The organism is Paracoccus spongiarum, from assembly GCF_030732095.1.
Taxonomy (GTDB): domain Bacteria; phylum Pseudomonadota; class Alphaproteobacteria; order Rhodobacterales; family Rhodobacteraceae; genus Paracoccus; species Paracoccus spongiarum.
The window spans coordinates 29,565-42,036 of sequence record NZ_JAVAMQ010000017.1 but is presented as its reverse complement, the minus strand read 5'-3'; the positions used below and the strand labels follow the sequence as shown (position 1 = coordinate 42,036).

Annotated in this window: 12 protein-coding genes; 3 read left to right on the top strand and 9 right to left on the bottom strand. The window is 69.0% G+C overall.

Translation table 11 applies throughout. The features are described 5' to 3' along the window. Positions 1 to 12: 12 nt before the first annotated feature. The 5 genes from Q5Y72_RS15525 to Q5Y72_RS15505 form a co-directional block, all read right to left on the bottom strand. Positions 13 to 1,173, bottom strand: a complete 1,161-nt coding sequence (locus Q5Y72_RS15525) for a TIGR03862 family flavoprotein (RefSeq protein ID WP_371930845.1) — start codon at positions 1,171 to 1,173, stop codon at positions 13 to 15. A 47-nt stretch (positions 1,174 to 1,220) separates the two neighbouring features. Beyond that, positions 1,221 to 2,249 (bottom strand): DNA polymerase III subunit delta, encoded by a 1,029-nt coding sequence (gene holA / locus Q5Y72_RS15520; protein WP_305964338.1) that lies wholly within the window; start codon positions 2,247 to 2,249, stop codon positions 1,221 to 1,223. After that, entirely contained in the window at positions 2,246 to 2,740 is a 495-nt protein-coding gene (gene lptE, locus Q5Y72_RS15515) for an LPS assembly lipoprotein LptE (protein WP_305964337.1), read from the bottom strand. Before lptE ends, holA begins: the two co-directional genes overlap by 4 nt. Further along, positions 2,727 to 5,267 (bottom strand): leucine--tRNA ligase, encoded by a 2,541-nt coding sequence (gene leuS, locus Q5Y72_RS15510; protein WP_305964336.1) that lies wholly within the window; start codon positions 5,265 to 5,267, stop codon positions 2,727 to 2,729. The genes lptE and leuS overlap by 14 nt, the downstream gene beginning before the upstream one ends. Positions 5,268 to 5,347: 80 nt before the next feature. After that, positions 5,348 to 5,827 carry a DUF3576 domain-containing protein gene (locus Q5Y72_RS15505; RefSeq protein WP_305964334.1) on the bottom strand — a complete coding sequence of 160 codons (480 nt, stop codon included), beginning with the start codon at positions 5,825 to 5,827 and terminating at the stop codon, positions 5,348 to 5,350. A 268-nt stretch (positions 5,828 to 6,095) separates the two neighbouring features. Between Q5Y72_RS15505 and Q5Y72_RS15500 the strand changes: the two genes are divergently transcribed. Together Q5Y72_RS15500 and Q5Y72_RS15495 are read left to right on the top strand one after the other, a co-directional pair. Beyond that, the gene (locus Q5Y72_RS15500) at positions 6,096 to 7,037 is read left to right on the top strand and encodes a porin (protein ID WP_305964333.1); all 942 of its coding nucleotides are present in this window, start codon (positions 6,096 to 6,098) and stop codon (positions 7,035 to 7,037) included. A 70-nt stretch (positions 7,038 to 7,107) separates the two neighbouring features. Next, positions 7,108 to 7,761, top strand: a complete 654-nt coding sequence (locus tag Q5Y72_RS15495; protein WP_305964332.1) for a YggS family pyridoxal phosphate-dependent enzyme — start codon at positions 7,108 to 7,110, stop codon at positions 7,759 to 7,761. On the opposite strand, the gene Q5Y72_RS15490 is transcribed toward Q5Y72_RS15495, so the two are convergent. Beyond that, on the bottom strand, positions 7,752 to 8,252 hold the full coding sequence (locus tag Q5Y72_RS15490) for a L,D-transpeptidase family protein (protein WP_305964331.1): 501 nt from the start codon (positions 8,250 to 8,252) through the stop codon (positions 7,752 to 7,754). The genes Q5Y72_RS15495 and Q5Y72_RS15490 overlap by 10 nt on opposite strands. Next, entirely contained in the window at positions 8,249 to 9,307 is a 1,059-nt protein-coding gene (gene ribA / locus Q5Y72_RS15485; protein WP_305964330.1) for a GTP cyclohydrolase II, read from the bottom strand. The genes Q5Y72_RS15490 and ribA overlap by 4 nt, the downstream gene beginning before the upstream one ends. A 144-nt stretch (positions 9,308 to 9,451) precedes the next feature. Here ribA and Q5Y72_RS15480 point away from each other — a divergent pair, with 144 nt between their 5' ends. After that, positions 9,452 to 10,138, top strand: a complete 687-nt coding sequence (locus Q5Y72_RS15480; RefSeq protein ID WP_305964329.1) for a response regulator transcription factor — start codon at positions 9,452 to 9,454, stop codon at positions 10,136 to 10,138. Between the two features lie 264 nt (positions 10,139 to 10,402). On the opposite strand, the gene Q5Y72_RS15475 is transcribed toward Q5Y72_RS15480, so the two are convergent. Beyond that, positions 10,403 to 11,323, bottom strand: a complete 921-nt coding sequence (locus tag Q5Y72_RS15475; RefSeq protein WP_305964328.1) for a calcium-binding protein — start codon at positions 11,321 to 11,323, stop codon at positions 10,403 to 10,405. 118 nt (positions 11,324 to 11,441) lie between these two features. After that, positions 11,442 to 12,416 (bottom strand): glutathione S-transferase family protein, encoded by a 975-nt coding sequence (locus tag Q5Y72_RS15470; protein WP_305964327.1) that lies wholly within the window; start codon positions 12,414 to 12,416, stop codon positions 11,442 to 11,444. Between the last annotated feature and the right edge of the window lie 56 nt (positions 12,417 to 12,472).

The following is a 12,472-nucleotide window of genomic DNA, read 5'->3' as shown; positions in this document are numbered from 1 at the left end:
CGACTGTTGCCTTCATGCAACAGATCGATGCCGCGCCGCCGCAAGTCCCGCCAGACGGCCCGTCGCAAGGCAGCCGGTCAGCAGATAGCCCCCGGTCGGCGCCTCCCAGTCCAGCATCTCGCCGGCCGCGAAGACCCCCGGCAGGGCGCGAAGTTCCAGATCGGCGGTGACGGCATCCGCGACGATTCCGCCCGCCGACGAGATCGCCCGGTCCAGCCCCATCGGCCCGTCATGGCGCAGCGGCAGCGACTTGGCCCGCTCGGCCCAGGCGGCGGGCGTATCGGGCAGCGGCGCCCCCCATTCCAGCAGCAGTGCCACCTTGACCGGGTCGCCCAGCACCCGCCGCAGCCGGTTTCCCAGCGACAGACGGCCCTGGGGCCGCTGAAAGCGCGCGGTCAGTGCCGCAAGGTCCAGATCAGGGGCCAGATCGACATGGCCCGCCGCGCCGTCGCGCAGCGCCGCCGCCACCGCATAGACGCCGCCGCCCTCGATGCCCTGCCGGGCGATCACCCATTCGCCCCGGCTGACCTGCCCGCCGGCATGGATCGCGACCCCCTTGACCGCCGCCCCCAGATGCCGCCGCATCTGCACCGACCAGCCCACCCGCAACCCCATGTTGGCGGGCCGGAAGGGCGCGATGCCCACACCCGCGGCGCGCAGCATCTCCACCCAGCGCGCATCCGATCCAAGCCGCGGCCAGCTGGCCCCGCCAAGCGCCAGGACAGCGACGGCGGGGCGCAGGACGCGCGGCCCCTCGGCCGTTGCAAACCCGAACCCGCCACCGATTGCCGCCCAGCGCCAGCCGGTCCGCAACTCGACCCCGGCCTCGCGCAGCCGGCCCAGCCAGGCCCGCAGCAGCGGCGAGGCCTTCATGCCCACCGGAAACACCCGCCCGGTCGAGCCTGTGAACAGCGAGATCCCCAGCCCCCGCGCCCAGGCCATCACCTCGGCGGGGCCAAATGCCGCATCTTCTGTGCCCAAATATCCCCGGGGGTCCGGGGGCAGGAGGCCCCCGGTGCTGCCGCCAAACCGTGTCGCGAACAGATCGGCCGGCTCGTCCCGCGTCAGGTTCAGCCCGGATTTCCCGGCCATCAGGAACTTGCGCGCCGGCGTGGGCATCGCCTCGGCCACCACCACCCTTCGCCCGGACGCGGCCATCACCTCGGCGGCCATCAGCCCGGCTGGCCCGGCGCCGATCACCAGCGCATCGACCGCCTCGCTCACCTGCGGCCCCGCGCCACCATCGCCAGCCGGATCAGCGCGCGTTCGATCAGCGCCATCTGCGGCGCGCGGCTGGCGCTGCGCAGCGTCAGGTCGGTATCCAGCAGGCTGCGCACGGCTTCTTCCAGCGGGCCGACGCCCCAGCCCTGCGCCTGCCGGGCCATCCGGTCGCGGCGCGGCCCGAAGACCGGCGGGCGCATCCGCGACAGCCCCGCGCCGGGTCCCTGCGGATCGGCGGCGGCCAGATACAGCGCCCGAAAATGGCGCAACGCGGCGATGGCCAGCGTCACCGGCGCCGTGCCCTGCCCCTCGATGCGGCGCATCAGAGGCCCGAATTCGTCGGACCGCCCCTCGGCCACGACATGCAGCAGTTCGTCCAGATCGGCCTCGATGGTCGCCGGCGCCATCAGCGCGACCTCGTCCGAACTCAGCGGCGTCGGATCGCCATGCTTGTAAAGCCCGATCTTTTCGACGGTCTGGCGGAAATCGCCGGGGTCCAGCGCGCGGGCCAGCAGGCCCAGATCGCGCATCGCCTCGCGCGGCACCTCGCGCAGGCCGGCATCGGCCAGCCAGCGGGCGATTTCCTCGTCGCCGGGCGGGTCGTCATAGATCGGCGCCGCGACCGCCTCGCGATGCGCCTCGAACAGCTTGCGCAGGGCCGAGGACCTGGCCAGCCCGCCCGCCGTCACCACGATCACCGCATCGCCCGCGCGCCAGTCCGACAGCGCCGCCGCCACCGCATCCGCCGCGCTGTCGGGCGTATCCTCGACCAGAACCACCCGCGGGCCGGGAAAGAAGCCGACCTCCTTGATCGCATCCAGCAGGGCGGCCGGGTCCTTCTTCAGCCCGCCGCCGGCCATCCGGGTCATGCGCATCTCCTCGTCGGCCCTGGCGCCGACCAGCGCCGCCACCGCCTCGGCGCGCTTCAGCGCCACCCGCATCGCGTCCTGCCCGTAGATCAGCAGCGCCGGGCGCGAGGGGTCGGGCCGCGCCAGATAGCGGGCGATTTCCGCGCCCTTGAGGTTCATTCGGGCAGGCTGCCCGCCGCCGCCAGCAGCCGCGTGACCACCTGATCGGCCAGCATCCGCGCCAGCCTTTCGCGGGCATCGCCCTCGGCGGTCAGCGTGGCGATGGTCGTGCCGGTGGTGGAATACGAGGTGAAGCTGCTGACCCGCCCCTCGGCCAGCACCCGGCCGGCGCGGTCGGTCAGCGCGAAATCGGCGGTGCCGTTCAGCGCATAGCGGGTCGTCACCTCGTCGGGGGTGATCGCCTGCGGCACCACCCCGACGCTGAGGCGGTAATCCAGATCGTAGATCGCCGCATCCTCGGGCCCCAGCCGTTCGGCCAGCCGGCGGTTGAAGGCGAAGTCCTGGAACGTCACCGGGTCGCGGGGGCGCAGCTTCCCGAACAGCCGGGTGCCGGCGCCCTGCGGGCCATAGACCGGCGTCAGCCCGCAGGCCGCGACCGCCAGCAGGCCCAGCAGGGCCGCGCGGCGTGTCAGGCGCTCAGGCGACGACATTGACGATCCGCCCCGGCACCACGATCAGCTTCTTCGGCGCGGCCCCTTCCAGAAAGCGCCGCACGGTTTCATCGGCCAGCACCAGCGCCTCGATCTGGTCCTTGGGCATGTCCCTGGCCACGCTGATCTCGGCCCGGCGCTTGCCGTTGATCTGGATCGGCAGGATCACCGTGTCGTCCTGCAGCATCGCCGGATCGGGCTTGGGCCAGGGCGCATCGACGACCATGCCCTGCCCGCCGGCATGGGCCCAGACCTCTTCCGCCAGATGCGGCACCATCGGCGCCATCAGTTGCGCCATGATCCGCAGCACCGCGCGCCGCGCGTCGCCGCCGGCGCCGGACCTGCCGATGGCATTGGCCAGTTCGTAAAGCCGGGCGACGGCCTTGTTGAAGGCAAAACCCTCGATGGATTTCGTCACCTCGGCAATGGCGCGATGGGCGCTGCGGGTCAGGTCGGGGTCGTCGCCGCCCGTCGCGGGCGCATCCTCGGCCAGCCGGAACACGCGGGACAGGAACTTGTGCGCGGCCTCGGCCCCGGCGGCGGTCCATTCCACGTCGCGTTCGGGCGGGCTGTCGGACAGCATGAACCAGCGCGCCGTGTCGGCGCCGAAGCTGGCGACGATGTTCACCGGATCGACGACGTTCTTCTTCGACTTCGACATCTTGGCCGAGGGGATGACGTCCACCGGCGTGCCATCGGCCAGCCGCCCGTCGATCACGTCCTCGGGCAGGTGATAGAGGGGACGGCCGCGCTCGTCGCGGGTCATGTAGATCTCGTGCGTGACCATGCCTTGCGTGAACAGCGCGTCGAAGGGTTCCTTCGCGCTGTCGGGCAGGTGCCCGGTCCTGACCATCGCGCGGGCGAAGAAGCGCGAATACAGCAGATGCAGGATCGCGTGTTCGATGCCGCCGATATACTGGTCCACATTCATCCAGTAATCGGCATCCGCCCGGTCGGTCGGGGTGGCGGCATGGGGGCTGGTGAAGCGGGCATAATACCAGGACGAATCGACGAAGGTGTCCATCGTGTCCGTCTCGCGCAGCGCCGCCCCGCCGCATTGCGGGCAGGTGGCCTGCCGCCAGGACGGATGGCGGTCCAGCGGGTTGCCGGGCTGGTCGAAGCCGACATCGCGCGGCAGCAGCACGGGCAGGTTCGCCTTGGCCTCGGGGACGGTGCCGCAGGCATCGCAATGCAGGACCGGGATCGGGCAGCCCCAGTATCGCTGCCGCGAGATGCCCCAGTCGCGCAGGCGGAACTTGGTCACGCCTGCGCCATAGCCCTGCGCCTCGGCATGGGCGATGGCGGCATCGACGGCGGCCTCTCCGGTCTGGTCGGCCGGGCCGGCGAAGCCGCGCACATAGGTCACGGGTTCGGATTTCATCGGCACATAGGGCGCGTTGGCGACCAGCGCATCGGCCTGTTCGCGGCTCATCCCCGCCTCGCCGAAGGTGGCGCGGATCGGCAGGCCGTATTTGGTGGCGAATTCATGGTCGCGCTCGTCATGCGCCGGGCTGCCGAAGATGGCGCCGGTGCCATAATCCATCAGCACGAAATTCGCGATCCAGATCGGCAGGTGCCAGTCCGGGTCCAGCGGGTGCGCCACCGTCAGCCCGGTGTCGAAGCCCAGCTTGGGCGCGGTCTCGATCGCTTCCTCGGTGGTCCCGATCTTGCGGCATTCCTCGACGAAGGCGGCGACGGCCGGATCGGCGGCGGCAAGGTCGCGGACCAGCGGGTGGTCGGGCGACAGCGCCAGGAAACTGGCACCCATCAGCGTGTCCGGGCGGGTCGTATAGACCTCGATCGTCGCGAATGCCTCGGGGGCGTCCACGGTGTCGAAGCGGAATTGCAGCCCGCGCGACTTGCCGATCCAGTTGGCCTGCATCAGCCGCACCTTCTCGGGCCAGCCCGACAGCCCGTCCAGCGCCGACAGCAACTCATCGGAATAGTCGCTGATGCGGAAAAACCACTGGGTCAGTTCGCGGCGCTGGACCGTGGCGCCCGACCGCCAGCCCTTGCCGTCGATCACCTGTTCATTGGCCAGCACCGTCATGTCGACCGGGTCCCAGTTCACCTGCGCCGACTTGCGGGTGATCAGCCCGGCATCGAGGAAATCCAGGAACAGCGCCTGCTGCTGGGCGACGTAATCATCGTCGCAGGTGGCGAATTCGCGGCTCCAGTCGATCGACAGACCCAGCGGCTTCAACTGGTCGCGCATGGTGGCGATATTGGCATAGGTCCAGTCGCGCGGATGGCCGCCCTGCTCCATCGCGGCATTCTCGGCGGGCATGCCGAAGGCGTCCCAACCCATCGGGTGCAGCACCGAAAAGCCCTGCGCCCGCTTGAACCGCGCCACCACGTCGCCCATCGTGTAGTTGCGCACATGGCCCATGTGGATGCGCCCCGATGGATAGGGGAACATCTCGAGCACGTAATATTTCGGGCGGTCGTCGCGGATCGCGGCAAAGCTGCCGGCATCGGCCCAGGCCTTTTGCCAGCGGGCTTCTGCGGTGGCGGGATCATAGGGCATCGGGCAGTCCTCGGGCGTCGGTTGTTGCCCGCAGGATGTATAGGGCCGGCGGGATCAGGTCCAGCCGTGCCGTGGGACCCTTACAGGCGGCCGTCGCGGATGCGCAACTGCCGGGCGCGGGTCAGGATCGCATCCTCGACCGCCCGCGCGGTGCCGGGCGCCACGGCCGCGCCGCCCGGACCCTGCAACGACAGCTTCAGGCTGCGTGCATCCAGCGCCGGATCGGCGATCTTGACGGTGGCGCGATAGCTGCGCCCGCCGCCCGGCGGCGTGCCATAGCCGGTGACGATGACGCCGGTGAAGGGATCGACCGTCTGCACAGGCAGGAAGTCCAGCACCTCGAGGCTGGCATTCCACAGATACTTGTTCACCGCGACGGTGCTGTTGGGGTTCTCGCTGTTCGAGAACAGGTCCCAGATCGTGGTGGTGCGCGCCTCGGGGCGCAGTTCGCGGTCGATCTCGCCCGGCGACGCGTCGCGTCCGCGGCTGCCTCCGCAGCCGGCCAGCGCGGCGCAAAGCGTCGTTGCGATGATCAGGCGCGCGGCGCGTGCGGTGTTCATGCGATCCCCCGGTTCTTCCCGTCGCCCGCAGCTTTAGCCCGGAACGCCCGGCTGCCACAAGCGCCTTGGCGCCCCGCGCTGGCGGTGCAGGGTGGCCGCGCGGCGCGACCTCACCGGAATGTGTGGCCCATGTGCATCACAGAAATGACCAATGATTTTCGCAGCGTGGTGAATCCGTTGCATCGCCGGATCGAAAGGAGGAAACACGATCCATACCCAAAGCGGGGCTTCCGTTCTGGGCATCAGAGAGACAAGAGGGAACACCACCATGAAAAAGGCTCTTATCGCCTCCACCGCGCTGGTTCTGACCGCCGGTGTCGCCGCTGCCGACGTGACCATCTCGGGTTATGGCCGTACCGGCGTGATCTATACGGAAGACCAGGCCGGCAACGAATCGCAGATCATCTCGCGTCTGCGCATGAACATCGACGCCGCCACCTCGAGCGACCAGGGCGTCGACTTCGGCGCACGCTTCCGCATCCAGTGGGACCAGAACAGCGACGACGCCGGCAAGCTGAACGCCGGCAAGCTGTGGGTCACCAGCCAGGGCCTGACCGTCGAGATCGGAAACGTCGACACCGCGTTTGACTCGGCTGCGCTGCTGTATGGCTCGGAACTGGGTTCGTATGATCGCGACCTGGTTCGCCGCGGTTCGTTCTTCGCCTATGACGCCGATGAGTACGCCAACGGCGATGGCCGGACCGACGATTACGTGGGTATCGCGGTCAAATACACGATCGCCGACGTGAACCTGATCGCGTCCTATGTCGATCCCGACCAGTCCGGCTTGACCGACGACGACGAAGAGTTCGGCTTGGCCGCATCCTACACTTGGAACGACCGTCTGGAACTGTCGGCTGCCGCTGTCATGGACGGTGAGGGCGTTGCGGAGAACGACATTTACTTCGTCGGCGCCCGCTATGCCGTCATGCCGAACGCTCGCGTTGGCCTGAACTACCTCGACGCTGACAATGACAGCGCAGAGGATGCCGGCAAGACCTTCACGCTGTATGGCGACTACACCCTGGCCGATGGCCTGACCAACATCGAAGCCTATGTCGCCAACAACGACCTCGCCGGCAATGATACCGACAACGCGTTCGGTATCGGCGTGAACTACGACCTGGGCGGCGCCCGTCTGGGTGCGTCGATCCACCGTGGCTACGACGAGCGTGTGACCGCCGACATGGGCGTGCGCTTCGACTTCTGATCCCTGCGATCACAGTCCTTTGGAAAGAGCGGGCCTTGCGCCCGCTCTTTTCTTTTTGTTTGGTCGCGCCATGGGACTGGATGAGATCAGGAGCCGCATCGCCGCGGCAGAACAGGCCGCGGGCCGGGCCGCCGGGTCGGTCACGCTGATCGCGGTCAGCAAGGTGCAGCCCGACGACCGGGTGCAGGCGGTGCTGCAGGCCGGCCAGCGCGTCTTTGGCGAGAATTACGTGCAGGAGGCACAGGGCAAGTGGCCCGGCTGGCGCGCGGCCCATCCGGGCGTCTCGGTCCACATGATCGGGCCCCTGCAATCGAACAAGGCCCGCGCGGCGGTGGCGCTGTTCGATGCGATCCACACGCTGGACCGCATCAGCCTGGCCCGCAAGCTGGCCCAGCAGATCGCCGATCAGAGCCGCAACCCGCAACTGTTCGTGCAGGTCAACACCGGCGACGAGCCGCAGAAGGCCGGCATTCTGGCCGACGAACTGCCGGGCTTTCTGGCCGAATGCCACGCGCTGGGCCTGGCTCCCGAGGGGCTGATGTGCATCCCGCCCGAGGATCAGGACCCGGTGCCGCATTTCCGCCTGCTGCGGCGTCTGGCCGGCGAGAACGGCCTGCCCCTGCTTTCGATGGGGATGAGCGCCGATTTCGAGGCCGCGATCGCCGAGGGCGCTACCCATGTGCGCGTCGGCTCGGCCATCTTCGGGGCGCGCGACTATGGCTGAGGCACGATCAGCCGCGTCCCCGGCGTGGCGTGGCGGGCGATCCAGATCAGGTCGCGGCGGGCGAAGGCGATGCATCCCTCGGTGCCAAGGCGCGGCCGGCGCCACTGATGCAGGAAGATCGCCGAGCCGCGCCCCGGGACCGCCTCGGGCCAGTTCCAGTCGGTGGTCAGGATCAGGTCATACAGCGGATCGGCGCGGCGCAGCCGTTCATGGCTGGCCGCCAGCGGCGCGCGGGCGTGGTGGTTGTAGGCCGGATCGCCGGGCGCATCGCACCACAGGTCGCCCGGCCCGATGGCCCGCGCCCAGCGCGCCGGGGGCGGCAGGCGGTCGCGGCGATACCACAGCCCGGTGATCCGGTGCAGCCCGGCGGGCGTGGCCCGGTCGCCCTCGCGCTTGTCGGCGGTGATCCCGGCCCGGCCGATGCTGCACGGAATCATCCGGCCCCGAAACCGGATGCCCTGCGGGGTCAGCACCAGATCCTCGGGGCTCACAGCAGGTGGCCCGATTTTTCGGCCTTGGTGTCCAGATAGCCGGTATTGTGACGGTTCCGCGCGGTGATCAGCGGCACCCGTTCGCTGACCGCGATGCCGTGATCCTGCAGCATCGCCACCTTGCGCGGATTGTTGGTCATCAGCCGCGCGCTGGCAAAGCCCATCCGCCGCAACAGCGCCGCGCCGATGCGGAAATCGCGCTCGTCATCCTCGAAGCCCAGCCGGTGATTGGCCTCGACGGTGTCGAATCCCTGGTTCTGCAAGGCATAGGCGCGCATCTTGTTGGCCAGCCCGATGCCCCGCCCCTCCTGGTTCAGATACAGCAGCACCCCCGCCCCGGCCTGCCCCATCGCGGCCAGCGCGGCCTGCAGTTGCGGGCCGCAATCGCATTTCAGGCTGCCCAGCACGTCGCCGGTGAAGCAGGCCGAATGCAGCCGCGCCAGCACCGCGCCGTCGCGGGGCGGATCGCCGATCTCGATGGCGTAATGCTCGGCACCGCCGTCATCGGGGCGAAAGATGTGCAGCCGCGAATTCTCGGCCGCCAGCAGCGGCAGGCGGGCGGCGGCGACCGGCGCCATTGCCGCCTCGCCGGCCAGTTGCGCCAGCACCTGCCCCGGTGCCAGCACCGTCAGGCCGGCCGGCGCATGGGCCGGCACCAGCAGCACGGCGGGCAGAAGCTGCGCCGATTTCGCCAGCGCCAGCGCCGCCTGATGCGGCGTCGAATCGCCATCGCGGGCGGTGAACAGCGGCCCCTTCATCGGCGTCATCAGATCGCCCGCCGGATCGGCCAGCGCCCGCAGCCATGCCAGATCGGCCTCGGCCGGAAGCATGACCCGTGCCATGCCGGGATCATAGGCGCGGGCCTTCAGCGTCTCGGCCCGGCGTCCGGTGATGACCAGCAGCGGCTGACCCAGCGTCTTGACGTCGGCCAGCCGCGCCGCCGACAGGGTCTCGACCGCCGCGGCCAGATGGCCGCCGATCATCACCGGCAGGCCCATGCGCAGATCGGCGCGGGCCCGCGAGACGGTTTCGGCAAGGGTCGGGATCAGGCTCATCGGGGTTCGGCACGCCGCCAGAAGTGAAACAAACTGAAACATAGTGCCTTTTCCCGACAACTCCATGTGAGATTTCCGACATGAAGCTGGACGGGGGCCGGCCACGATCCCACTCCTTTGCGCAATGAGGCAAAGGAGGCAAGCATGCCCGGACTGAAAAAGATCCTGCTGGTCGATGACGAAGAGGACCTGCGCGAGGCGCTGGCCGAACAGCTGGTCGCGACCGAGGATTTCGACGTGGTCGAGGCCGGCACCGGCGCGGGGGCGGTCGAGGCGACGCGCGGTGCGATCTTCGATCTGGTGGTGCTGGATGTCGGCCTGCCCGACACCGACGGCCGCGAGCTGTGCAAGAAGCTGCGCAAGCTGAACGTGAAGTGCCCGATCGTCATGCTGACCGGCCATGACACCGATGCCGACACGATCCTCGGCCTGGATGCGGGGGCCAACGACTACATCACCAAGCCCTTCAAGTTCCCGGTGCTGCTGGCCCGGCTGCGCGCGCAGCTGCGCACGCATGAACAGTCCGAGGACGCGATCTTCCAGCTTGGGCCCTATACCTTCAAGCCGGCGATGAAGATGCTGATCGACCAGAAGGATCGCAAGATCCGGCTGACCGAGAAGGAAACCAACATCCTCAAGTTCCTGTATCGCGCGCAGGATGGCGTGGTGGCGCGCGACGTGCTGCTGCACGAGGTCTGGGGCTACAATGCCGGCGTCACCACCCACACGCTGGAGACGCATATCTACCGCCTGCGCCAGAAGATCGAGCCCGACCCCTCGAATGCGCGGCTGCTGGTGACGGAATCGGGCGGCTATCGCCTGGTCGCCTGAGGCGGTCCGAAAGCCCGCTGGCCGGTGGATGCGGCCAGGCACGGGTCCGGCCGCGCGCCGGGCCCGTTGCATGTCAGGGCGCCCGTTTTCCGGCGGCTTGCCGCGCGAGGCGCGATGGCGGGAACCGGCGATGCGGATGGGCGTTATGACCCCGAAGCCCAGTGGTCGGCGGATGCGGCCACACCCTCTCTCTGATGCCCCGGCGCCTTCCCCGCGCCGGGGTTTCTCGTTGCGGGGCGGTCCCGTGCCGGGCGGTCGCGCGGATCAGAAGAGGAAATCGCCCGCCGACAGATCGGCGATGTCGACATCCTCAAGCCGGATCGCGTTGCCGCGGCCTGCAAGGATCACCGCGTCATCGCCACGCTGGACCAGGTGATCGGCGCGCAGGTCGCCGAACCCGTCAATCGCGCGGACCCCCGACAGGTCGATCCGCTCGCCCCGCTGGCCGGGGTCGAAGTCGCGGATCGTGTCGGCGCCGAAGCGGCCCGAGAACACGAAGACATCCGCCGCCGCCCCGCCGGTCAGAAGGTCGCGCCCTGACCCCGAGTCCAGCCGGTCGCGACCGGCCGCCCCCTCGAGGCGGTCGTTGCCGGCGCCGCCCAGCAGGGCATCATCGCCCTGCCCGCCACGCAGCAGGTCGTCGCCGGCGGCCCCGGTCAGCCGGTCGTCGCCCCTTTTGCCCAGCAGCAGGTCGTTCCCCTCCGCGCCCCGGCGCAGATCGTCGCGCCCGGTGCCTGCGACGCGAAAGCCGATCCGCGCGGCAACGCCCGCGCCGGCGGCGTAGGGCAGCCCGTCGACATTCACGAAGATCGTGTCGCGGTCGTAAGACAGGTTGGCCAGCGGGATGTCCAGCGTGTTGCTGCCGGCGATCACCTCGACCGAATGGATGCTGCGCGAAGGATCGTTGCGCAGCCCCAGGAATGTCATCGCATAGCCGTTGAAGCCGGTGTCGTCGTCGACATCGAGAAAGCGGCCCGGCCTGTCGATGACCCGATAGGACAGGGTCGCGCCGGTCACGTCCAGCTGCGCGGCGACCACGAAATAGGGATCGCCCGACAGGTCCAGGAAGCGCGCATTGTCGAATTCGATCCTGCGGTCGTCGATCGAGACGGTCGCGGTTCGCGCGATCGCGTCGTCCAGTGTCGGCGCAAAGATGCGCAGGAGAAGATCCGTGTTGTCCAGCATGACGATGCCACCCCTTACCAGTCACCCATGTGCGGCGCCCCGGAAAGACCGGGCCCCGCGTCATGAGGGGATGAAAGATCGGCCCGCCGCGCCTGTCAAGCGGCAGCGGCGCGGGCCCTCAGCCTCGCCCGTGCGGCGCCGTCCAGTCGGCGTCGGGGCCGATGGGGATGATCCGGTGCGGGTTCACCATGTCGTGGCTGTAATAATAGTGCCGCACGAAGTGATCGGGACGCACCGTCGCCGCCACGCCGGGCCACTGATACAGCTCGCGCGCCCAGCCCCAGAGGTTCGGATAATCCACCACCCGGCGCCGGTTGCACTTGAAATGCGTGTGATAGACCGCGTCGAAGCGGCAGATCGTCGTGAACAGCCGCCAGTCGGCCTCGGTGATGCGGTCGCCGGCCAGATAGCGATGGCTGGCCAGCAGCCCCTCGATCCAGTCGAGGCTGTCGAACAGCGGCGCCACCGCCTTGTCATAGGCCCCCTGCGAGGTCGCGAAACCGGCCTTGTAGACGCCGTTGTTGACGCTGTCATAGACGCGGTCGTTGATCTCGTCGATCTGGGCGCGCAGGGTTTCGGGACAGTAGTCGTCGTCGTTCCCCGTCAGCCGGTCGAAGGCGCTGTTGAACATGCGGATGATGTCGGCGCTTTCGTTCGACACGATCCGCTCCTGCCGTTTGTCCCACAGCACCGGCACGGTGACGCGGCCCGACGCCCTGGGATCGGCGCGGGTGTAGATCTGGCGCAGGTAATCGCTGCCGAACAGCGCATCGCCGGTTGCGCCGGGAAAGTCGGTGCGGAACTCCCACCCCTCGGCCAGCATGTCGGGATGCACCACCGAGACCCCGACATGGTCGGAAAGGTCCTTCAGCGCCCGGAAGATCAGCGCCCGGTGCGCCCAGGGACAGGCATAGGAGACATAAAGATGATAGCGGCCGGTCTCGGCCGGAAAGCCCCCGTCCCCGGTCTGCCCTGCGGCGCCGTCGCGAGTCACCCAGTTGCGGTGTCGCGCGGTGTCGCGGCGAAACTCGCCGTCATTGGCCTCGGTGTCGTACCACTCGTCCTTCCAGACGCCGTCAACCAGCTGTCCCATGCGATCCTCCTGCGATGTTCATGCATCCTCAAGCCGCCGCGCCGCCCGGAAGTTGC